The organism is Amycolatopsis sp. NPDC114505, from assembly GCF_055633615.1.
Map to the genome: position 1 here is coordinate 2,236,247 of NZ_JBVKDV010000002.1, position 20,252 is coordinate 2,256,498.

Here is a 20,252-nt window from a genome sequence, read left to right on the forward strand (position 1 = left end):
TCGGTCCAGAGGAGGGTGTGGTGGGTCAGACCACGATCCCGGCCGTCGTCCGCGATGCCGCCGCGAAGTTCGGTTCGGCGGAGGCGCTGGTCGACGGCCCGCTCCGGCTCGGTTTCGACGACCTTCTGGAACGTGTTCAGTCGGTCGCGCGGGCCTTCCTCGCCCGCGGTCTCCGGCCCGGCGACCGCGTCGCGATCACGCTCCCCAACACCCACCACTGGGTCCTGACGGCGCTCGGCGCGCTCTACGCGGGCGCGACCCTGGTGCCGGTCAACACCCGGTTCACCGCCGCCGAGACCGTGGACCTGCTCGTCCGCAGCCGAGCGAAAGCCCTGGTCGTGGCGGCCGACTTCCTCGGCACCGACCGTCACGCGGCGATCGTCGCGACCGGCGTGGACCTGCCCGACCTGGCCACGGTCGTCCGGGTCGCCCTGGACCAGCCGCACCGGCCGGTCGGGGACGCGCTCGGCTGGGACGAGTTCCTCGCGGAAGCCGAGAAGGTGCCTCTCGAGGAAGCCGAGGCGCGCGCGGACGCGGTCGAGCCGGACGACGTCAGCGACATCCTGTTCACCTCGGGCACCTCCGGCCGCTCGAAGGGCGTGCTGTCGGCCCACCGGCAGGTGGTCGGGGTCGCCACCGCCTGGGCGGACTGCGGCCAGGTCACCGCCGACGACCGGTACCTGGTGATCAACCCGTTCTTCCACAGCTTCGGCTACAAGGCCGGGATCGTCGTCGGCCTGCTGACCGGCGCGACGATCGTGCCGCAGGCGGTGTTCGACGTGCGTGCCGCGCTGGACGTGATCGAACGGGAACGGATCTCGGTGCTGCCGGGCGCGCCGACGATCTTCCAGTCCCTGCTGCACGAGCCGGACCGCGGCGACCTGTCCTCGCTGCGGCTCGCGGTCACCGGCGCCGCCGACGTGCCGGCGTCGCTCGTCCGGCGCATGCGCTCCGAGCTGGGCTTCGACATCGTCCTGACCGCGTACGGCCTCACCGAAGCCGTGGTCGTGACGATGTGCCGCCCCGGCGACGACGCGGAGCTCGTCGCGAAGACGTCCGGCCGCGCGACCGCGGGGTTCGAGGTCGCGATCCAGGGGTCGCCCGGCGAAGTGGTCCTGCGGGGCCCGAACGTGATGCTCGGCTACCTCGAGGAGCCCGAGGCCACGGCGAAAGCCATCGATGACGACGGCTGGCTGCACACCGGCGACGTCGGCGAGCTCGACGACGCGGGCAACCTCACGCTCACCGGCCGGCTCAAGGACATGTACATCTGCGGCGGCTTCAACGTCTACCCGGCCGAGGTCGAGCACGCCCTGACCGAGCTGGCGGGCGTCCGCGACGTCGCCGTGATCGGCGTCCCGGACGAGCGGCTCGGCGAGGTCGGCAAGGCCTTCGTCGTCGGCACCGGCCTGACCGAAGACGCCGTCCTCGCGTTCTGCCGCGAGCGGCTCGCCAACTACAAGACCCCGCGGTCCGTCGCGTTCCTGGACGCGCTGCCCCGCAACGCTTCCGGCAAGGTGCTGAAGCGGCTGCTCAGTGAGGAGAAGGCATGAGCGAAGCCGACGTCGTCCGCTACGAGCGCCGCGGGCCGGTCGCCGTGGTCACCATGAACCGGCCCGACTACCGCAACGCCCAGAACTCGGCGATGACCTACGCCCTCGACGACGCCTTCGCGCGCGCGGTGAACGACGCCGAGGTCAAGGTGATCGTGCTGGCGGGGGCGGGCAAGCACTTCTCCGCCGGGCACGACATCGGCACCCCGGGACGCGATGTGGACGTCAGTTTCGACCGGCGCTCGGTGCTGTGGTGGGACCACACCGACCGCGCCGGCGGCGACCAGCGGTTCGCCCGCGAATCCGAGGTCTACCTGGGCATGTGCCGTCGCTGGCGGGAGATCCCGAAGCCGATGATCGCGAGCATCCAGGGGGCCTGCATCGCCGGCGGGCTGATGCTGGCGTGGGTGTGCGATCTGATCGTGGCGTCCGACGACGCGTTCTTCGCCGACCCGGTGGTGCGCATGGGCATTCCGGGTGTCGAGTACTTCGCGCACCCATGGGTGCTCGGGCCGCGCGCCGCGAAGGAAGTGCTGTTCACCGGTGAACGCTTCACGGTCCAGCAGGCGAAGGAATGGGGGATGATCACCCGGATCGTCCCGCGCGCCGAGCTGGAGCAGCACACCCTGGAGCTCGCCGAGAAGATCGGCGGGATGCCGCAGTTCGGGCTCGCGCTGGCGAAGAAGGCCGTCAACCAGGCCGAAGACCTGATGGGCCTGCGGTCCGGAATGGACTCCGTGTTCGGGCTGCACCACCTCGCGCACGCGCACAACGCGGAGACGTCGGAAGACTCGCTCGGCGGGCAGTCCGCGCGGTCCATGCGCGACGCGAACAAGGAGGCTTGATGGACCTCGACATCGACGAGGCGTCCGCGGCCTTCCGCGACGAAGCGCGCGCGTGGCTGACTTCGCATGTGCGGACGTTGCCGTCGATGGACACCGCCGAAGGCTTCGAGGCCCACCGCGAGTGGGAGGCCGAACTCGCCGAAGCGCGGTGGTCGGTCGTGTCGTGGCCGCGCGAGTACCACGGCCGGGACGCGTCGATGCTGCAGTGGCTGCTGTTCGAGGAGGAGTACTACGCCTCCGGCGCGCCGGGGCGGGTGAGCCAGAACGGGATCTTCATGCTGGGCCCGACGCTGTTCGCCCACGGTACGCAGGAGCAGCGTGACCGGATCCTGCCCGCGATGGCCCGCGGTGACGAAGTGTGGGCGCAGGCGTGGTCGGAACCCGAGGCGGGCAGCGACATCGCGGCGTTGCGCAGCACGGCGGTGCGGACCGACGGCGGCTGGCGGATTTCCGGTCAGAAGACGTGGAGTTCGCGAGCGTCCTTCGCCGATCGCGCGTTCGGGCTGTTCCGCACCGATCCTGACGCGCAGCGGCACCATGGGCTGACGTACTTCATGGCCGACCTGCGTGCCGACGGCGTCACGGTCCGGCCGATCCCGCAGCTGGACGGCGAACCCGGCTTCGCGGAGATCTTCTTCGACGACGTCTTCGTGCCCGACGAGGACGTGATCGGCGAGGTGGGGCAGGGCTGGCGGGTCGCGATGACGACGGCGAACAACGAGCGCGGCCTGTCCCTGCGCAGCCCCGGCCGGTTCCTCGCCGCGGCGTCCCGGCTCGTGGATCTGTGGCGCTCGCAGGACTCGCCACCGTCCACTCAGGACCGGGTCGCCGACGCCTGGATCGGCGCCCGTGCCTACCAGCTCTACACGTTCGGCACCGTGAGCCGCCTCGCCGACGGCGGTGAGCTGGGCCCGGAGTCCAGTGTGAACAAGCTGTTCTGGTCGCACCTGGACGTCTCGCTGCACGAGACGGCCCTGGACGTGCTCGGCCCGGCCGCCGAGACCGACCGGGACTGGGTCGACGGCTACCTGTTCTCCCTCGCCGGCCCGATCTACGGCGGCACCGACCAGATCCAGCGCAACACGATCGCCGAACGGCTGCTGAAGCTGCCGAGGGAGGCGCGCCGATGAGGTTCCAGCTGTCCCCGGAGCAGCGCCAGTTCTCCGCGTCCCTGCACGATCTACTCGGCGGCGCCGACACCGCCGCGGTCGCGCGCGCCTGGGCCGCGGGGTCGCCCGAGCGCGGCCTGAAACTGCTGCGCTCACTGGCCGACCTCGGCGTCCCCGCCCTGCTGGTCGACGAGGAGCACGGCGGGCTCGGCGGTTCCGCGGTCGACCTCGTGGTCGCCTTCGAAGCGCTCGGCTATCACGCCGTGCCCGGCCCGCTGGTCGAGACGGCCGCCGTCGCGCCGTCCGTGCTGACCGGTGACCGGCTGGCCGCGCTCGCCGGCGGTGACCTCCTGGCCACGGTCGTCTCGCCGCCGGAAGTCCCGCTCGCCCTGGACGCCGACGTCGCCGGAGTGGTCCTCGACCTCAACGAAGGCGAGGTCACCGACGTCGGGACCGAGCTGATCCGGTCGGTCGACCCGGCCCGGCGGCTGTTCCGGATCACCGGGACCACCCGGCCCACCGCCGCCGACCCGATCGCGTTCGACCGGGGTGTCCTGGCCGTGTCCGCGCAGCTGCTCGGCGCGGGCCAGTGGCTCCTCGACGCCTCCGTCGCCTACGCGCGGCAGCGCAGTCAGTACGGCCGCGCCATCGGCGAATACCAGGCGGTCAAGCACCTGCTGGCCGACGTCGTGACGCAGCTCGAACTCGCCCGGCCGCTGCTGTACGGCGCCGCCGTCGCCGGGGACACGTTCGCCCGGGACGTCTCGGCGGCGAAGGTCATGGCGGGCGACGCCGCGTACCTCGCGGCGCGCACGGCCCTCCAGGTGCACGGCGCCATCGGCTACACCGCCGAACACGACCTCGGCCTGCGGCTGACGAAGGTGCGGGCACTGGCCGGGGCCTGGGGAACCGGGTCGTTCCACCGCGCGCGCGTCCTGGCGGGGCTGCGATGACCGATCCCCTGGAAACCGAGGAAGCGCAAGCACTGCGGGACGCGGTGCGGTCCCTGCTGACCCGCCGCTCGGGCCCGGAGGCCGTGCGGGCCGCCATGGAGTCGCCGCTCGGGTACGACGACAAGCTCTGGTCGACGCTGTGCGAGCAGATCGGCGTCGCCGCCCTCGCGATCCCCGAGCACCACGGCGGCGCGGGCGCCGGCCTGGCCGAGGCGTGCGTGGTCCTGGAAGAGCTGGGCCGCACGCTCACCCCCGCCCCGATGCTCGGCTCCGCCGTGCTGGGCGGCTTCGCGGTGCTCGGCACCGGAAACGACGAAGCCTGCGAGCGGCTGCTGCCGGGCATCGCCGCGGGCACGACCCTCGCCGCGCTGGCCTGGGCCGACGAAGCCTGGTCGCCGGGCTTGACCGCGTCGGACTCCGGCCTCGACGGCCGCGCCCACTACGTCCTCGACGGCGACCTCGCTGACGTCCTGCTGGCCGTGGCCCGGACGTCCGACGGCGTCGGCCTGTTCGAGGTGTCCCTCGACGGCGTCGGCCGGGAGCGCGTCACGACCCTGGACCCGACCCGCCGGCTGGCGGTGGTGGAGTGCGCGTCGACCCCGGCGCGGCGCCTCGACACCGACGGCTTCGACCTGGGGAAACTGCGGGACACGGCGGTCGTCGCCGTCGCCGCCGAACAGGTCGGCGCGGCGGCCCGCGCACTGGAACTGACGGTGGAGTACACGAAACAGCGTCGTCAGTTCGGCCGTCCGATCGGGTCATTCCAGGCGCTGAAGCACCGGATGGCCGACGTGCACGTCCACGTCGAGGCGGCCCGGTCGGCGCTGTACGCGGCACTCGTGGACGGTGACGCCGAAGCCGTGACGACCGCGAAAGTCGTGTGCAGTGAAGCGTTTTCCCACGCGGCGGCGGAGATGATCCAGCTCCACGGCGGCATCGCGATCACGTGGGAGCACGACGCGCACCTGTACTTCAAGCGCGCCCACGGGACCGCGTGGCTGTTCGGCGATCCCGTGAGCGCGCTGTCGTCCTAGGACAGGTGGTGCCGCTCCTGCAGTCCGTAGACCGGCGTCGGGATGCCTTCCGCGCGGGCCTTCAGCTGCAGCGCCAGGTAGAGCGAGTAGTGCCGGGACTGGTGCAGGTTCCCGCCGTGGAACCACAGCCCGTCCTGCTGGGTGGGCTTCCACATGTTCCGCTGCTCGCCCTCCCACGGGCCCGGGTCCTTCGTCGTCTCCGAGCCCAGGCCCCAGACCTTGCCGACCTTGTCCGCGACCTCCTGGCTGATCAGGTCGGCGGCCCAGCCGTTCATCGAGCCGTAGCCGGTCGCGTAGACGACGAGGTCGGCTTCCAGCTCGGTGCCGTCGTCGAGCTTCACCGACGTCTCGGTCAGCTCGGTGACCTGGCCGTGGGCGAGCTTGACCTGGCCGTCGGCCACCAGGTCCGCCGAACCGACGTCGATGTAGTAGCCCGACCCGCGCCGCAGGTACTTCATGAAGAGGCCGGAGTCGTCGTCGCCCCAGTCGTGCCGGAAGCCGGCGGCTTCGAGGCGGTCGTAGAACTCCTGGTCGCGTTCTTTGATCGCGGCGTACACCGGCTGCTGGAAGGTGTGCATGATCCGGTAGGGGAGCGAGGCGAACGTCAGGTCGGCCTTCTGCGTCGTCATCCCCGCGGCGAGCGCGCGTTCCGAGTACAGGTCACCGAGCCCGAGGTCCATCAGCGAGTCCGACTTCACGATGTGCGTCGAGCTGCGCTGGATCATGGTGACGTCGGCGCCGGCTTCCCACAGGGCGCCGCAGATGTCGAAGGCGGAGTTGTTGGAGCCGACGATCACGGCTTTCTTGCCGCGGTAGGCGTCCGGCCCGGGGTGCTGGGAGCTGTGGTGCTGCTCGCCGCGGAAGCGGTCCTGGCCGGGCAGTTCGGGCACGTTCGGCTTGCCCGACATGCCCGTCGCGAGGACCAGCTGCTTCGGCTTGAGGGTGACTTCTTCGCCGTCGCGGTCGAGGACGACCGTCCATTCCTTCGCTTCTTCGTCGTAGGAGGCGCTTTGGCAGGTCGTCGACGACCAGTAGTTGACCTCCATGACCTTCGTGTACATCTCGAGCCAGTCGGCGATCTTGTCCTTGGGCGCGAAGACCGGCCAGGTGCGCGGGAAGTCGAGGTAGGGCAGGTGGTCGTACCAGACGGGGTCGTGCAGGCACAGCGACTTGTAGCGGCCGCGCCACTGGTCGCCCGGGCGCGCGTACCGGTCGACGACGACGTGGTCCACGCCGAGCTGGCGCAGCCGGGCGCCGAGCGCGATCCCGCCCTGGCCGCCGCCGATGACGACGACGTACGGCTGCCGCGTGGTGCCCAGTTCGTCCGCTTCCGCCTGCCGCGCTTCGGACCACGTGACGCGCTCGCGGTTGACGCCGTGCTCGGCACCCTTCGGCCGGGTCGTGCCGAGTGGCTCCTCGTGGCCCTTCAGCTCGTAGAGCGTCGTGAGGAAGGTGAACGCGCCTTCGTCGTTCAGCCGCAGGTGTCCGCGTCCGCGTCCGGCCGCCGTCTCGAACCCGATCCACGCCTCGACGATGCCGTTCGCTTCGGTCGGCTCCTCGGTGGCGTGGAAGCCGGTCGCGTCGGCGGTGTCCATCGTCGCGAGGAGCAGGTCCTTGACGCCGTCGCGGTTTTCGACGGTCTTGAGGTTCCAGGTGAACGCGATCAGGTCGCGCCAGAACGACGTCGTCGCGAAGAGGGCGGCGGCCCGGTCGGCGTCCCGGGCCGCGAGCGCGGCCTCGAAGTCGGCGAGCCAGCCTTCGACGCGCTGCCGGGCATCGACGGCCGCGGCCGGTTCGAGGGTCTGGGTCATGCGGACCTCCCCGTCTCGGGCACCGTCGTCGTCGGCGGCGCGTTCCCGGCAGCCAACCCCGGCGGGCGGGGTCGGCGGAAGGGTTGCCTCAAGGTTGCATCAGCACGACTTCGACGCCGGGCGCGATCCGGTACGGGCGGGCGAGCAGCAGCCCGCCGACCAGCTTGCGCAGCCGTGACAGCTCCGCGCGGACGGTCACGAGGTGCGTCCGGTCGCCGTAGAGCGTCTCCGACAGCTGCGCCGCCGACACCCCGGCCGGTCCCGCGGTCGCGATCAGCCGCAGCAGGTCGGCCTGCCGCCGGCCCAGCGGGTGCGTCCACCGCGCCGAGCCTTCGACGATCGCGCGCGGCGGGTCGAGCTCGAGGGTGAGCCGCAGGGTTTCGCGGTGGCTCGGCCGCAGCAGCCAGCCGCCAGGCACCGGCTCGGGCTCGCACGCCCCGACGCCGCGGACCGCGACGGGCACGCCGGGCCGGGGCGCGGCGACGCGGTCGATCCCGGAGACGCCGCGCTGGGCGGCGACCCAGCCGTGGTCGTCGACGACGAGCCCGGTCGTGCTCAGCAGGTGGCCGGACAGCCGGCGCAGCGCTTCGAGCCGCATCTCGTGCCGTTGGCGCAGGACGGCCTCGGCCAGCCGCACCGACGTCCCGACCAGGGCGACGGTCATCGGGTGGACGGTCTCGGCCGGTCCGCTGACGTCGACGATCCCGAGCAGTTCGCCGGTCCGCGGGTCGTGCACGGGGTAGGCGGTGCAGGCCCAGGCGTGGTGCGAGCGCACGAAGTGCTCGGCGGCGAACATCTGCACGGGGGCGGCTTCGGCCAGCGCCGTCCCGATCGCGTTGCTGCCGATGGCGGGCTCCGACCAGGTGGCCCCCTCGGTGAAGCCGAGCGAGTCGGCGCGGTGCCGCACCCCGCGCGCGCCTTCACGCCAGAGGACGACGCCGTCGGCATCGGTGACGACCATCAGGTGGTGCGCGTCTTCGGCGACCGACGTCAGCGCACCGCGGAGTTCGGGAAGGACTTCACCGATCCGGCAGCCGGTCCGCCGCCGTTCGACCTCGGCGGTGTTCAGGGGGTCGGGCGCGGGCGGCCGATCGGGGTCGACGCCCTGCGCGGCGACCCGCCGCCACGAGCGTTCGACGAGCCGTCGCGGAGCGCTCCGAGGCGCCCGCCCGGCGAGGACGGCATCGTGGATACCGGCGAGCAGCCGAGCATGCCCGGCGACATCGGTGCCGGGCCGGACCGCGCAGACATCGTCGTCCACCGCCACCTCCTGGGCCGGCTTCACGGTAACCCGGGGGAGTGGGGGTGGGGCAACCTTCCCGCAACCTCCGGAGGACCCGAGTACCTGCATGGACGACTCGCGTACCCAGGCGGCCGACTCGCGTGCCTGGATGGACGACACGCGTGCCTGCACGGACGACACGTGCTTGGGCGGACGACTCGCGTGCTTGGACGGACGACACGTGTGCTTGGGCGGACGACTCGCGTGCTTGGACGGACGACACGTGTGCTTGGGCGGACGACACGTGTGCTTGGGCGGACGACTCGCGTGCTTGGACGGACGACACGTGTGCTTGGGCGGCCGACTCGCGTACCTGCATGGACGACACGCGTACCTGGGCGGACGACACGGCGGCTGAGCCTGCCTGCGGGTCAGCCGGTGAGGCGGGCCGCCGCGCCGGGGAGCTCGCGGTTGGCCTCGTCCAGGCCCGTGGCGACCGTGCGGCACGAGCCGCAGCCCGCGATGTGGTCGGCGACCACGCTCGCCCGGCGCGGGGACAACGCTCCCCGGACCCACGCCCCCATGCGACGGCGGGGCTCGCGACAGACCGGTTCCTCGGCGTCGGGCACCTGGACCTGCAGGTACGCCTGGCGCAACCCCTCCCGCGCCCGCATCGCCAGCGCCGACACGCTGTTCGGCGTCAGGCCCAGCAGCGGCGCCGCCTCCGTCGGCGTGTCGCCCTCGGCCTCGGTCCGCCAGAGCACCGTCCGCCACCGGCCGGGCAGCGTGCAGTACGCCGACCACACGAGCTTCTCGTTCGACCGGTGCAGGGCCAGCTCGTCGGCGCCGCTCGACAGCGTCTCGGGGACCGTTTCGCACAGCTCGACCCGGCTGCGCTGCCGGCCCCACCGCGACACCAGGTTCCGCAGCGTCACCACGAGGTACGGCCGCAGGTCGCCGTCCGGCCCGCCGCCCGCGTGCACGACGGCCAGCACGCGGGCGAACGTCTCGGCCACCAGGTCGTCGCGCTCCGCGGGCTGCCTCGCCCACGCCGCCGCGGTGCGGCGCAACGGTTCGGCGTGCCGGCGGAACAGAGCGCCGCCCGCGTCGAGGTCACCGGCGCGGAGGGCGGCGAGCAGCACGGCGTCCGGCGGCTCCTCGTCGGCGTTCCTCATCGTCACTCTCCGCGACCCGCTGGCACCCAAAGTAAGAGGTACGGCATCGTACGCTATAGCGGCCCGCCGGTACACTCCGGCCGATGACGTCGACGGACCGCCCGCCCGACGGCCGCGCCGCCCGGTGGGCCGGTCAGCGCGACCGCCGTCGGCGCGAATTCGTCGAAGCGGGCCTGCGCGCGATCGCGCGGCACGGGCCCGAGGTGTCCACCGAGCAGATCGCCGACGAAGCCGGCGTCGCCCGCACGCGCCTCTACCGGCACTTCGACGGCGCCGCCGACCTGCAGCACGCGATCGCCGTCCGGGTCGCGGAGCTGATCACCGCGGAGTTCGCGCCGCTGTGGAACCCGAGCGGCACGCCGATGGACCTGATCCGGACGGCGATCGGCGCGCACACCCACTGGCTGGCCGAGCACGGCTCGCTCTACCGCTACCTGACCCGGCACGCGGTCGACGGCGCTCCCGACGTCTTCGCCGACGGCAAGTCCGCGATCGCCCGGCAGCTGACGGTCGTGTTCGAGCACTACCTCGGACTGTTCGGAGTGGACACCCGCGTGTGCGAAGCGGTCGCCTACGGGCTGGTCGGCCTGGTGGAGTCGAGCACCTCGCGCTGGTTGGAGAACCCGCGCGGCGTCGACCGCGCCGAGCTGGCGGCGCTGCTGGCGCGCTGGGTCTGGCGGATCGTCGACGACACCCTGCGCGCCGGCGGCCTCGAGCTCGACCCGCACACCGAGCTGGCGGCGGCGAACCTCGGCTGAGCCGTCCACGGCTTGAAGTATCCACAGTGGACTCCTGGTGCGCGTTCGCGGCCCGGCCCTTACGATCGCGGCAAACACGGGAGCGGGGGAGCGGATGGGTGTCGGCACCTGGGTGGTCACCATCGGCGTCGTGCTGGCGCTGCTCGCGGTCGACCTCGTGCTCGCCGCGCTCCGGCCGCACCGGGTCGGGTTCGCCGAAGCCGTCGCGTGGTCGGTGGGCTACATCCTGGTCGCGGTGGCGTTCGGCGTCTGGCTGACCATGGCCCACGGCGGTGAGCTCGGCACCGAGTACTTCGCCGGGTACATCGTCGAGAAGAGCCTCTCGGTCGACAACCTGTTCGTGTTCGTGATCATCATGACGACGTTCGCCGTCCCGGAGGAGCACCAGCACAAGGTGCTCACGTTCGGGATCATCCTCGCGCTGGTGATGCGGGGGATCTTCATCGTCCTCGGCGCGACGCTCCTCGCGTTGTTCTCGTTCATGTTCCTGCTCTTCGGGCTGCTGCTGATCTACACCGGCGTGCAGCTGTTCCGGCACCGCGACGCCGACCCCGACATCGAGCACAACGTCGTGGTCCGGACGGCCAAGCGCATCCTGCCGGTCTCCGACGCCTACGACGGCGGCCGGCTGCTCACCCGCGCCGGCGGCCGCCGGATGGTGACCCCGCTGGTGGTGGTCCTGGTCGCGATCGGCGGCGTCGACCTCCTGTTCGCCCTCGACTCGATCCCGGCGGTCTTCGGCGTCACCGAGGAGCCGTACGTCGTGTTCGCCGCGAACGCGTTCGCGTTGCTCGGCCTGCGGGCCCTGTACTTCCTGGTGAAGGGCCTGCTCGACCGGCTCGTGTACCTCTCGGCCGGGCTCGCGGTGATCCTCGCGTTCATCGGGGTGAAGCTGATCCTGCACTGGGCGCACGTCGACATCGACGAGCGCGTCCCGGAGATCGCCACGCCGGTGAGCCTGGCGGTGATCATCGGCGTCCTGGTCGTCGTGACGGTCGCCAGCCTGCTCAAGACCCGGCGCGACCCGGCCGCGAAGGCGCACCCGGGATCGTTGCGGGGGTCGTCAGACCGCGAAGACCTGTGAGTCGTCGGCGAAGGCCTTGAACTCCAGGGCGTTCCCGGCGGGGTCGAGCAGGAACATCGTCCACTGTTCGCCGGCTTGGCCTTCGAAGCGGACGTACGGCTCGATCACGAACTGCGTTCCCGCCGCGCGCAGCCGTTCGGCGAGTGCCTTGAACGCGTCGACCTCGAGGATCAGGCCGAAGTGCGGCACCGGCACGTCGTGGCCGTCGACGGGGTTGTGGACGCGCTGCGGGCGTTCCGGTGCCAGGTGCGTCACGAACTGGTGGCCGTGCAGGTTCCAGTCGACCCAGGTGTCGGCGCTGCGGCCCTGGGCGAGGCCGAGGACGTCACCGTAGAAGTGGCGGGCGGCGGTGAGGTCGTCGACCGGCATGGCGAGGTGGAAGCGGGGGATGGTCATGTCATGATGTTAACATTACGACATGAGTGCTCAAGTGGCCCCCGCCCGCCGGCGCGGGCTCGCCGACGAGGTGGCCGACCGCATCCGCGACGCGATCTTCGACGGCACGTACGCGCCCGGCAGCCAGCTGCGCGAGGTGGAGCTGGCGAACGCGCTGGGCGTCAGCCGCGGGCCGGTGCGCGAGGCGCTGCTCAAGCTGGACCGCGAAGGGCTCGTCCGCAGCGAGTGGCACCGGGGGACGACGGTGACGTCACTGTCCGAAGTGGACGTCGCCGAGCTGGACAGCCTGCGGGCGGCGCTGGAGCAGCTCGCGGTGGGGCTGGTGATCGACCGCGCTCCCGGCCTGGACGCGGTCGACGCCGCCGTGGCGCGCATGGAACGGGCAGCCGACGCGCACGAGATGGTCCGCCGCGACCTGGAGTTCCACGACGCGATCTACGAGGCGGCCGGGCACCGGCGCTTGGGTGAGGCGTGGCTGGCGATCCGGTCCCAGGTCCACTTGTTTCTGCTGACCCGCATCGGAGTCGATACGGACGGTTATCTGACGGGCATCCCCGCCGAACACCGGCAGCTGGTCGACGCACTCCGGGCGGGCGACCGGGAGGCGGCACTGGAGCTGTTCGCAACGCACCGGCAGCACGCGTTCGACATCCTCACCGGGCGGCCGTCGCCGGGCCTCGCCGAGGAGTGAGGCCGGGAGCGGTGTCGCCGCTATGACCCCCGGCTGGTGGGGCGGCGATCCAGCCTCGCCGGGGTGAGGCCGGTGCGGCATCGCCGGGATCAACCCGGCAGCTGGGCGGCGATCTCCCTCGCCGGGGAGTCGCGCCGGGTCGGTGTCGCCGGGATCAGCCCGGCAGGTGAGCGGCGATCCCCGCCAGCACCCGGTCCAGCCCAGCCTCGAAACCCCGGTCCTGGCGGTCCGCCGCGTGCGGCAGTTCAGCCTCGATCATCACCCGCGTGAAACGGGGGTACTCGCCGCTGTTCATGATCATCGGGCCGTACTCGCCCTCGCGCTCCATCCACTGGTCGTGGCTGAGTCCCGAACGCCGGGCCGCCTCCCGGTCGGCAAGCTCACTCATCACGTGGCCGAGGACGAACGCCGACAGCGTGCCCAGGGCGGCGAGCATCTCGTCCGTGCCGAGGTCCATTCCGTCGAACGCCGACAGCGTCCGCTCGCGCCAACGGAGGCTGTGCGGGCCGTGGATCGCGCGGCCCGCCGCCACCGTCGGGAGCCACGGGTGTCGCAGCCCGACTTCTCGCAACCGGCAAGCGATCGCGCGGAGGCCGTCGCGCCAGCCGGTGGGCAGCGTCGCCTCGCGCAGCTCGGCCATCACCTCGTCGCCCATCAGCTCCAGCATCTCGTCCTTTTTGGACACGTACCGGTAGAGCGACGTCGTGCCGGCGCCGAGCTCGGCCGCGACGCGGCGCATCGAGACGGCGTCGAGGCCTTCGGCGTCGGCGATCCGGATCGCCGCGAGGGCGACGTCGCGCCGGCTGTGGGCGGGCTTCGGGCCGCGCGTGCCGTGCTCGGGACGCAGCCAGAGCGGTGGCTGGTCGTTCGCCGGCACCGCACACCTCCCTCGTTGTCGCGAATTTATTGCGAACACTGTACCCAGTTCGCTACCGTGGCACTTACTGAGTACGCTGTTCCGGGTTTTGGGGCGAAGATGGACTTCGACGTGGTGGTGGCCGGCGGCGGCCCGGTCGGCCTGCTGCTGGCGGGCGAGCTCCGGCTGGGCGGCGCCCGGGTGCTGGTCCTGGAGCGCGAGACCGAGACACCGCCGGCGCGCTTCGGCTCGATGGGCGCGCGGGCGCTCAACACGCCGTCGGTGCACGCGCTGCACCTGCGCGGCCTGCTGCCCGCCGTCGAACGCGCCGCGGCGATGTGGGTCGGCCCGGGCACACTGCCGCCGCCCGGAAACCGAGCTGGGGACGTCTTCGTCGGGCACTTCGCCGGGATCGGCATCCGGGCCGATCGGCTGAAGCCGCCGGGTCCGGGTGACGAGTTCTTCGGCGCGGGTGTCATCAGCCAGGCCGAGCTGGAAGAGATCTTCCTTGCGTGGGCGGACGTCGAAGTCCGGCGCGGCGTCGCGCTGACCAGGTTCGACGAGGACGGCGACGGCGTGACCGTCCACACCGGACAGGGTGAGGTCCGGGCCCGCTGGCTGGTCGGCGCCGACGGCGGCCGCAGCACCGTGCGGCGCCTGGCCGGGTTCGAGTTCCCGGGCGTGGATCCCGTCTTCACCGGCCGGCAGGCGGTCGTCGACCTCGACGCGCCGGAGAAGCTCGTCGCGGGCGGCTGGCAGCACGGCGACCACGGCTCGTACGTCATCGGCGGCTGGGCGGACGGCGACGGGCCGCCGCGCGTGCACACCGTCGAGTACGAGGTGTCCGCCGACCGGGACACGCCCGTGACGGCGGAGGAGATGCAGGCCAGCCTGCGCCGGGTCAGCGGCACCGACGTCGCGGTCACGCGCGTGCACGTCGGCACGCGGTACGCCGACACCACCCGGCAGGCCACGACCTACCGGCGTGGCCGGGTGCTGCTCTGCGGCGACGCCGCCCACGTGCACTCGCCCGCGGGCGGGCAGGGACTCAACCTGGGGATCGGGGACGCGGTCAACCTCGGGTGGAAGCTCGCGCTCGTCGCGCGCGGCCTCGCCCAGGAGTCCCTGGTGGACACCTACACGCCGGAACGGCACCCGATCGGCGCGTGGGTGCAGCGGTGGAGCATGGCGCAGACGGCGCTGAGCGCGTCGCGCGGACCTCGGGCCGAGGCGTTGTACGGGGTGCTGACCGACCTGCTCGACACCCCGGACGGCGCGACTCACGTGGTCTCGAGCATCGGCGGCGGCTGGCAGCACTACGACATCCCGGGCGACTTCCCGCTGATCGGCCACCGGGTGCCGGACCTGGCCCTGGACGACGGAACGACCCTGGCGACCCGGTTCCGCGACGGCCGCGCGGTGCTGCTGGACGCGGACACCGCGGCGGCGCCGGTCGCGGCGGGATGGGGGAGCCGGGTCCGCGTGGAGACGGCCCGGCCACTGGCGTTCCCCGACCAGCGGCTGACGGCGCTCGTCCGTCCGGACGGCTACCTGGCGTGGGCTTCGGTCGGCGACCTGGACGAGCAGGAGCTTCGCGCGGCGATGACGACCTGGCTCGGCCCGGCCGGGTAAGACCACCGCGCGTGGCGCGGGCGGGTGTTGACGGCACCGCCCGCCGGCGCGGATCGTGGGACCCATGGCGACACGCATGGGCGCGCGGTTCACCGGTGACCTCGCCGAACTGCGCTACGAACCCGTGGCGAAGCGCGTCCGCGCCGTCGCGGGTGGACGGACGTTCGCCGACTCGCGGCGGGCGGTGCTGGTCTGGGAACCGAAGAGGGTTGTCCCGTCCTACGCCTTCCCCCTGCCGGACCTCCGCGCGACGCTGACCCCGTCGGACGACGCGTCGGCGCCGGAACACCCGGTCCAGCTCGCCGAAGGCGGCCCGCCGGTCCTCGACCCGCGGACCGCCTTCGCCGTGCACACCTGCCCGGGCGAGCCGCTGACCCTCGACAGCGACGGCGTGACCCTGCCGGGCGCGGGCTTCCGTTTCGCCGACGACGACCTGGCGCAGCACGTCGTCCTCGACTTCGCGGCCTTCGACGAGTGGCTCGAGGAGGCCGAACCGATCGTCGGCCACCCGCGGGACCCGTTCGCGCGCATCGACGTCCGGCGCAGTGACAGCCGGGTGCGGATCGAGGTGGACGGCGTCGTCGTGGCCGACTCGGCCGCGCCCCGCCTGCTGTTCGAAACCGGCATCACCACCCGCTACTACCTGCCGCGCGAAGACGTCCGGATGGACCTGCTCACGCCGTCGGACACGCGCACCACCTGCGCCTACAAGGGCCACGCGGGCTACTGGTCGGTCGGCGCGCACCGCGATCTCGCCTGGACCTACGACGAGCCGCTGTCCGACGCGCGGGACGTCGCCGGGTACATCGCCTTCCTCACCGAACGCGTGGACGTCGTCCTGGACGGCGAGCGTCTGCCGCGTCCCGTGACGCCGTGGTCATAGCAGCAGGTCGTCCGCGCTCCCGATCTCCCGCGCCGAGCCGGTCGACTCCAAGCGCTCCAATGGATCGGCGTCCGGGAGCGCGCCGAACGAGAGCCCGGTCAAGTCGGCGATCCGGCGCACCGGCACCTGGTACGTGCGATACGCGCCGTAGTCGAACTCGCCCGACGACTCGAGCCCGTGGATGAGCTCCTCCTGGCTCAGCAGGTACGCCGTCGCCGAGAGGGTGCCGTCGGCCTTGACCATCGCGACGACCTTCCAGAACTGGCGTGGCAGCTGCACCCCGCGGTAGCGGTCGTCGTCCTCGGCGAGCACCGGGCCGGTCACCACCGTGACCTTGAGGTCGGCGTTGTCCGCATTGTTGAGCACGTAGTCCTCGAGCCCGGCCCACGTCGTCTTGTTCTGGTTGAAGTCCTCGTGCTGCGGCGAGCAGTTCGTGAAGTGGAACGTGTCGTCGTTGCCGAGCTGGGCGATGGCGGCCGTCGCGCCCCACGCCGGGTCGAGGCGGCGGACCAGGTGCCCGCGGTCGAGCGGGTTGGCCCGGTAGATCTCCTCGCCGACCTGCTCGCCGGCGTCCACGCGCGGGTCGAGCGACCAGCGGTCGGTCTCGCGACGCAGGGACTGGCTGGTGCGCCCGTCGATGTTGACGGCCGTGAAGAACGCCAGGCGCCGCACCTTGTTCATGACGACGCTGAAGTGGTGGTACGGCAGGACGTACCGCGGCTCGCCCGCCGCCTGCCGGTTGGTCGCCGCCAGCGCGGCGAGCGCGTCGGACAGAACCGGCAGCGGCACGGTGTGCCCGGGCAGGAAGTCCGGGTCGTAGCCCTCGCGGTTCGAGTAGTCCGGGTCGATCCGGATGGTCTCCGGCGACGCGGGCGGTTCGGCGCGCAGCCGGATGTCGACGGGCATCGTCAGCGTCAGCACCTGCGGAGCGCCGTCGGGCTGGGCGGGCGTGCCGCGCTCGGGCCGGGTGGCGAGCCGGTCGAGCAGAGCCTGCTTCGCCGCGGTGAACCGCTGCCCGCGCAAGAACTCCAGCAGCCGGCTGACGCGGATTCCCTCGTTGAGGAAACCGCCGTACTCCGCGTGGCCCTCGGCCGGGACGCTGGCGTGGTGCAGCGCCACGACCTCCCACTGGTCGTTGAACACCGGCGAGCCCGACGACCCGGGTTCGGTGTCGGTTTCGTAGTGCAGGAACTTCTCGAGGACGTCGACGATCCGGTTTTCCCGCAGCGCCACCTGTTTCTTGCCGCCGCGCGGGTGCTGGATGATGGTGACGAAGTCGCCGACGATCGCCTTGCCCTCGCTGCCGATCAGCCGGTTGAACCCGAAGGGCCGCAGTTCGTCCGCGGTCGCCTTGACGGCCACCAGCGCGAAATCGAGGTCCTCGTCGGCGACGAAGAAGCGGTCCGGGTCGAGCCCGAACGCCCGCACCGGCCGGGGCAGGCCGTCGACGCCGTCCTGGTAGTCGAACTCGATGACGCTGGACCCGGCCGTGGCGGCGTCCGGCAGCACGTGGTGGTTGGTGAGCAGCAGATCCGGGGAGATCATCGACCCGGTGCCGTAGCCGGTGAGCCGGCCGCGGCCGTCGCGGATGTTGACCCGGCCGATCGCGGCCGACGCCGTGACGCCGCCTTCGAGGTACCCCACGCCGAGCAGGTCGTCAGTGAGCACGATCCGTTCGAGGATGGCGCCCGCGGCGGTCATCGCCGCCGGGTCGCCGGCCGCGATGGCCGCCGGGTTCACCGGCCGGACGTCGGGGTAGTAACGGCCGAGCCGGTCGATCCGGGTGGCGACGCGGCTGGGCTCGTCGGCCTCGGCGATCCCGCCGGGCTTGCGCAGCAAGGCGATCTTCGCGTGCCGTTCGCCGGTGCGCTCCGCGGCGCGCGCGGCCGTGGCCCGCTCCTGTTCGGACTGTCGGTCCGTCGTCACGTCCACGATGCCTCCCCGGCGGCCGGAAACATGGCGTAAGTCGGGTTTCGCCGGGACGCGTTACAGGATTCCGGCCGATTCGGCGAAGATTGTTTTCACACCAACCGAACCGGGAGCACGATCGCCGACGCGTGGGCCGCGTCGTGGTGGACCTCCTGGTCCGCCGCGCGCAGGGTGACCGCCGTGGCGTGGGGCTCCCCGGTACCGGGATTGCGGGCGAAGCGCGGGAACGCGCCGCTCGACACCTGGACCCGGATGCGGTGCCCGCGCCGGAACCGGTGCGCCGTCGGCCACATCCGCACGGTGACGGCGGCCAGTTCGTCAGCTGACGTCAGGCTGACGAGCCCGTCGCAGACGTTGGACGAGTGGCCGCCGGGATCGACGTCGCAGAGGCGGACGAACACGTCGGCGAAGGGCAGGCTGCTGCGGAACCAGATCTCCGCGCTGACGTCTCCGATGACCTCGACGTCGTCGTCGAGCGCGGCCGTGGTGTAGGTGAGGACGTCGGCGCGGGCTTCGAGGGTCGCGTTGTCGACCCGTCCGGCGTCCGGGGCCATCCGCACCCCGCCGGCCGCGGGCGTCGGGTCCGCCGCGTCGTAGCGGTAGCGATCGGGCTCCGACGCGCCGGGCGCGTCCGCGGCGAGGGCGCCGCCGGGCTGGAGGTGGAACCGTTGCGGGGCATAGCCTTCCGGTGGCCAGGAAGCGAAGTCGCGCCAGGCTTCCTCGCCCATGACGAACAACCGGACCGGCGCTCGCTCGGGCGGCTCCTCGCCGCGGGCGTGCGCGAGCCCGAACTCCAAGGCTTCCCGGACGGTGAGGCCCGCGCCGGCGAGCAGGTCGGGGCGGCCCGCGTGGGTCCAGGGCCCGACCGTCAGCCGGGGCCGTCGTCCCGCGTCCTGCAACGTCCGGAAGTCGCGCAGCTGACCGGGCAGGAAGATGTCGTACCAGCCGCCGATCGAGCTCACCGGCACGGTGACGTCGGCGACGCGCGGCCGATGGTTGATCTCCGCCCAGCGGGGGTGGTTTTCGTTGTGCGCCAGGACGTCCTGGATGTAGTCCGAGCGGTGGCCGATCGCGACGACGTCCGCCTGGGCGAGCGGGAGCGTGCCCAGCGCCCGCTCCAGCTTCTTCGCCTGGCCGCGTTGCCGGAGCAACCCGAACCGCCGCTCCTGGACGGCGACCTGGACGCCCCAGCCGAACGGTGTCTCCAGCGAAAGGCCGTCCTCCCGCAGGAACTCCAGCGTCAGCCCGGACTCGGTGACGTGCGGGATCATCGCCTTCACCTGCGGCGGCAGGCGATCCGCGACCGCCCACTGGACGTAGCCGAGGTAGCTGGCCCCGACGAGCACCATCGCGTCGCCGAACCAGGGCTGCCGCACGACCCAGTCCAGCGTCGCGAGGCCGTCTTCGCGCTCCTGCCGCAGCGGGTCGAAGACGCCGCCGGAGCCGAAGCCGCCGCGGGTGCTCTGGATCAGCACCTGGAAGCCGCGTTCGGCCAGCGGCCGGGCGAAGAGCGCACCGAAGGCACCCTTGCGGCCGTAGGGACTGCGCACCAGCGCCGTCGGCAGGCCGTCCCCGCCCGCGCGCGGCGCCCACCGGTCGGCGAGCAGCTCGGCGCCGTCGGGCATCGGGACGCGCAGGTCGCGCTGGACGACCAGCTTCCGGGTCGCCGGGGCGGGCAGCTTCAGCAGACGCTCGAAGAGACGGCTGATCACCGGTCGGCCTCCTTCGTGATCATCGAGGTGACGACCGAGCGGATCCGCATCAGCCGGTCGGTGAACTCGTCCGGGTCGAGGGGCTCCGGCCCGTCGACGACCCACGCGTTGACGACCGCGCCGGCCCCGCCGGTCAGGAACGTGGCCAGGTCCTCGATCCCGCGCGGGTCGAGGACGTCGCCGAACGCGCGCCCGAGGTGCCGCCGGTTGAGCGGGAGGAACAGGCCGGTCAGCGCCTCGGTGAAGGCGAACGCCGACGCTCCGGTCAGGAGGGCGCGGTAGAAGCGGCGGTGCGCGGCGAAGTGCTCGGCCAAGGCCAGGAGCGACGCGCGTTCGTCGCCGGGTGGCTCGGCGAGCAGCTCCCGCCGGACGAGGTCCTGCGCGGCCTCGAGGACGAGCGAGTCGCGGTCGCCGAACTGCTGGTAGAGCACCTGGCGGCTCACGTCAGCTGCCTCGGCGATCTCGGAGACCGCGACGGCGGCGGAGTCCCGTTCGGAGACGAGCTCGACGGCGGCCCGCATCAACGCCGCACGCGACCGGCGCACCCGCCGGTCCTTGACGGGAGCTTCGGTCGTCCAGTCGGCCCGCATGGCCTCGATAATGGACAGG

At 72.3% G+C, this 20,252-nt stretch carries 18 protein-coding genes; 10 read left to right on the forward strand and 8 right to left on the reverse strand.

What is annotated here, in order from left to right:
• Positions 1-20: 20 nt before the first annotated feature.
• The 5 genes from ACZ7OU_RS28410 to ACZ7OU_RS28430 are packed head-to-tail and all read left to right on the forward strand — an operon-like array spanning position 21 to position 5,494.
• Positions 21-1,553: a FadD3 family acyl-CoA ligase gene (locus tag ACZ7OU_RS28410; RefSeq protein ID WP_470257468.1), complete on the forward strand. Its 1,533-nt coding sequence runs from the start codon at positions 21-23 to the stop codon at positions 1,551-1,553.
• On the forward strand, positions 1,550-2,398 hold the full coding sequence (locus ACZ7OU_RS28415) for an enoyl-CoA hydratase (protein ID WP_470257469.1): 849 nt from the start codon (positions 1,550-1,552) through the stop codon (positions 2,396-2,398). Before ACZ7OU_RS28410 ends, ACZ7OU_RS28415 begins: the two co-directional genes overlap by 4 nt.
• On the forward strand, positions 2,398-3,528 hold the full coding sequence (locus ACZ7OU_RS28420; protein ID WP_470257470.1) for an acyl-CoA dehydrogenase family protein: 1,131 nt from the start codon (positions 2,398-2,400) through the stop codon (positions 3,526-3,528). Before ACZ7OU_RS28415 ends, ACZ7OU_RS28420 begins: the two co-directional genes overlap by 1 nt.
• Positions 3,525-4,460 (forward strand): acyl-CoA dehydrogenase family protein, encoded by a 936-nt coding sequence (locus ACZ7OU_RS28425; protein ID WP_470257471.1) that lies wholly within the window; start codon positions 3,525-3,527, stop codon positions 4,458-4,460. Before ACZ7OU_RS28420 ends, ACZ7OU_RS28425 begins: the two co-directional genes overlap by 4 nt.
• The gene (locus tag ACZ7OU_RS28430) at positions 4,457-5,494 is read left to right on the forward strand and encodes an acyl-CoA dehydrogenase family protein (protein WP_470257472.1); all 1,038 of its coding nucleotides are present in this window, start codon (positions 4,457-4,459) and stop codon (positions 5,492-5,494) included. The genes ACZ7OU_RS28425 and ACZ7OU_RS28430 overlap by 4 nt, the downstream gene beginning before the upstream one ends.
• Here the strand turns inward: ACZ7OU_RS28430 and ACZ7OU_RS28435 are convergent.
• From ACZ7OU_RS28435 to ACZ7OU_RS28445, 3 genes are all read right to left on the reverse strand, one after another.
• Positions 5,491-7,305 (reverse strand): flavin-containing monooxygenase, encoded by a 1,815-nt coding sequence (locus ACZ7OU_RS28435; protein WP_470257473.1) that lies wholly within the window; start codon positions 7,303-7,305, stop codon positions 5,491-5,493. The genes ACZ7OU_RS28430 and ACZ7OU_RS28435 overlap by 4 nt on opposite strands.
• An 88-nt stretch (positions 7,306-7,393) precedes the next feature.
• On the reverse strand, positions 7,394-8,566 hold the full coding sequence (locus tag ACZ7OU_RS28440) for a GAF domain-containing protein (RefSeq protein ID WP_470257474.1): 1,173 nt from the start codon (positions 8,564-8,566) through the stop codon (positions 7,394-7,396).
• Positions 8,567-8,958: 392 nt separating this feature from the next.
• Positions 8,959-9,702 carry a sigma-70 family RNA polymerase sigma factor gene (locus ACZ7OU_RS28445; protein ID WP_470257475.1) on the reverse strand — a complete coding sequence of 248 codons (744 nt, stop codon included), beginning with the start codon at positions 9,700-9,702 and terminating at the stop codon, positions 8,959-8,961.
• 83 nt (positions 9,703-9,785) lie between these two features.
• Between ACZ7OU_RS28445 and ACZ7OU_RS28450 the strand changes: the two genes are divergently transcribed.
• Together ACZ7OU_RS28450 and ACZ7OU_RS28455 are read left to right on the forward strand one after the other, a co-directional pair.
• On the forward strand, positions 9,786-10,460 hold the full coding sequence (locus ACZ7OU_RS28450) for a TetR/AcrR family transcriptional regulator (RefSeq protein WP_470257476.1): 675 nt from the start codon (positions 9,786-9,788) through the stop codon (positions 10,458-10,460).
• A gap of 94 nt (positions 10,461-10,554) precedes the next feature.
• Positions 10,555-11,544 (forward strand): TerC/Alx family metal homeostasis membrane protein, encoded by a 990-nt coding sequence (locus tag ACZ7OU_RS28455; protein WP_470257477.1) that lies wholly within the window; start codon positions 10,555-10,557, stop codon positions 11,542-11,544.
• On the opposite strand, the gene ACZ7OU_RS28460 is transcribed toward ACZ7OU_RS28455, so the two are convergent.
• Complete coding sequence (locus tag ACZ7OU_RS28460) at positions 11,524-11,940, reverse strand: VOC family protein (protein WP_470257478.1); 417 nt, start codon at positions 11,938-11,940, stop codon at positions 11,524-11,526. The two genes, ACZ7OU_RS28455 and ACZ7OU_RS28460, sit on opposite strands and share 21 nt — an antisense overlap.
• 22 nt (positions 11,941-11,962) lie before the next feature.
• Between ACZ7OU_RS28460 and ACZ7OU_RS28465 the strand changes: the two genes are divergently transcribed.
• The gene (locus ACZ7OU_RS28465) at positions 11,963-12,631 is read left to right on the forward strand and encodes a GntR family transcriptional regulator (protein ID WP_470257479.1); all 669 of its coding nucleotides are present in this window, start codon (positions 11,963-11,965) and stop codon (positions 12,629-12,631) included.
• A 154-nt stretch (positions 12,632-12,785) separates the two neighbouring features.
• Here ACZ7OU_RS28465 and ACZ7OU_RS28470 read toward each other — a convergent pair whose 3' ends face one another.
• Positions 12,786-13,508, reverse strand: a complete 723-nt coding sequence (locus ACZ7OU_RS28470; RefSeq protein ID WP_470257480.1) for a TetR/AcrR family transcriptional regulator — start codon at positions 13,506-13,508, stop codon at positions 12,786-12,788.
• Positions 13,509-13,607: 99 nt separating this feature from the next.
• Between ACZ7OU_RS28470 and ACZ7OU_RS28475 the strand changes: the two genes are divergently transcribed.
• Together ACZ7OU_RS28475 and ACZ7OU_RS28480 are read left to right on the forward strand one after the other, a co-directional pair.
• Positions 13,608-15,119, forward strand: a complete 1,512-nt coding sequence (locus ACZ7OU_RS28475; protein ID WP_470257481.1) for an FAD-dependent monooxygenase — start codon at positions 13,608-13,610, stop codon at positions 15,117-15,119.
• A gap of 64 nt (positions 15,120-15,183) precedes the next feature.
• The gene (locus ACZ7OU_RS28480; protein WP_470257482.1) at positions 15,184-16,002 is read left to right on the forward strand and encodes a DUF427 domain-containing protein; all 819 of its coding nucleotides are present in this window, start codon (positions 15,184-15,186) and stop codon (positions 16,000-16,002) included.
• Here ACZ7OU_RS28480 and ACZ7OU_RS28485 read toward each other — a convergent pair.
• From ACZ7OU_RS28485 to ACZ7OU_RS28495, 3 genes are all read right to left on the reverse strand, one after another.
• Positions 15,997-17,934 carry a DNA/RNA non-specific endonuclease gene (locus ACZ7OU_RS28485; RefSeq protein WP_470257483.1) on the reverse strand — a complete coding sequence of 646 codons (1,938 nt, stop codon included), beginning with the start codon at positions 17,932-17,934 and terminating at the stop codon, positions 15,997-15,999. The two genes, ACZ7OU_RS28480 and ACZ7OU_RS28485, sit on opposite strands and share 6 nt — an antisense overlap.
• An 89-nt stretch (positions 17,935-18,023) precedes the next feature.
• Positions 18,024-19,643, reverse strand: coding sequence for a CocE/NonD family hydrolase (locus ACZ7OU_RS28490; protein WP_470257484.1), 1,620 nt, complete (start codon positions 19,641-19,643; stop codon positions 18,024-18,026).
• Positions 19,640-20,233, reverse strand: coding sequence for a TetR/AcrR family transcriptional regulator (locus tag ACZ7OU_RS28495; RefSeq protein WP_470257485.1), 594 nt, complete (start codon positions 20,231-20,233; stop codon positions 19,640-19,642). Before ACZ7OU_RS28495 ends, ACZ7OU_RS28490 begins: the two co-directional genes overlap by 4 nt.
• Positions 20,234-20,252: the final 19 nt, after the last annotated feature.

Excerpts from the sequence above, each read along its gene's own strand:
- ACZ7OU_RS28415 (WP_470257469.1), top strand. The coding sequence starts at position 1,550 with ATGAGCGAAGCCGACGTCGTCCGCTACGAGCGCCGCGGGCCGGTCGCC.
- ACZ7OU_RS28420 (WP_470257470.1), top strand. The coding sequence starts at position 2,398 with ATGGACCTCGACATCGACGAGGCGTCCGCGGCCTTCCGCGACGAAGCG.
- ACZ7OU_RS28425 (WP_470257471.1), top strand. The coding sequence starts at position 3,525 with ATGAGGTTCCAGCTGTCCCCGGAGCAGCGCCAGTTCTCCGCGTCCCTG.
- ACZ7OU_RS28430 (WP_470257472.1), top strand. The coding sequence starts at position 4,457 with ATGACCGATCCCCTGGAAACCGAGGAAGCGCAAGCACTGCGGGACGCG.
- ACZ7OU_RS28435 (WP_470257473.1), bottom strand. The coding sequence starts at position 7,305 with ATGACCCAGACCCTCGAACCGGCCGCGGCCGTCGATGCCCGGCAGCGC.
- ACZ7OU_RS28445 (WP_470257475.1), bottom strand. The coding sequence starts at position 9,702 with ATGAGGAACGCCGACGAGGAGCCGCCGGACGCCGTGCTGCTCGCCGCC.
- ACZ7OU_RS28450 (WP_470257476.1), top strand. The coding sequence starts at position 9,786 with ATGACGTCGACGGACCGCCCGCCCGACGGCCGCGCCGCCCGGTGGGCC.
- ACZ7OU_RS28455 (WP_470257477.1), top strand. The coding sequence starts at position 10,555 with ATGGGTGTCGGCACCTGGGTGGTCACCATCGGCGTCGTGCTGGCGCTG.
- ACZ7OU_RS28460 (WP_470257478.1), bottom strand. The coding sequence starts at position 11,940 with ATGACCATCCCCCGCTTCCACCTCGCCATGCCGGTCGACGACCTCACC.
- ACZ7OU_RS28465 (WP_470257479.1), top strand. The coding sequence starts at position 11,963 with ATGAGTGCTCAAGTGGCCCCCGCCCGCCGGCGCGGGCTCGCCGACGAG.
- ACZ7OU_RS28475 (WP_470257481.1), top strand. The coding sequence starts at position 13,608 with ATGGACTTCGACGTGGTGGTGGCCGGCGGCGGCCCGGTCGGCCTGCTG.
- ACZ7OU_RS28480 (WP_470257482.1), top strand. The coding sequence starts at position 15,184 with ATGGCGACACGCATGGGCGCGCGGTTCACCGGTGACCTCGCCGAACTG.
- ACZ7OU_RS28495 (WP_470257485.1), bottom strand. The coding sequence starts at position 20,233 with ATGCGGGCCGACTGGACGACCGAAGCTCCCGTCAAGGACCGGCGGGTG.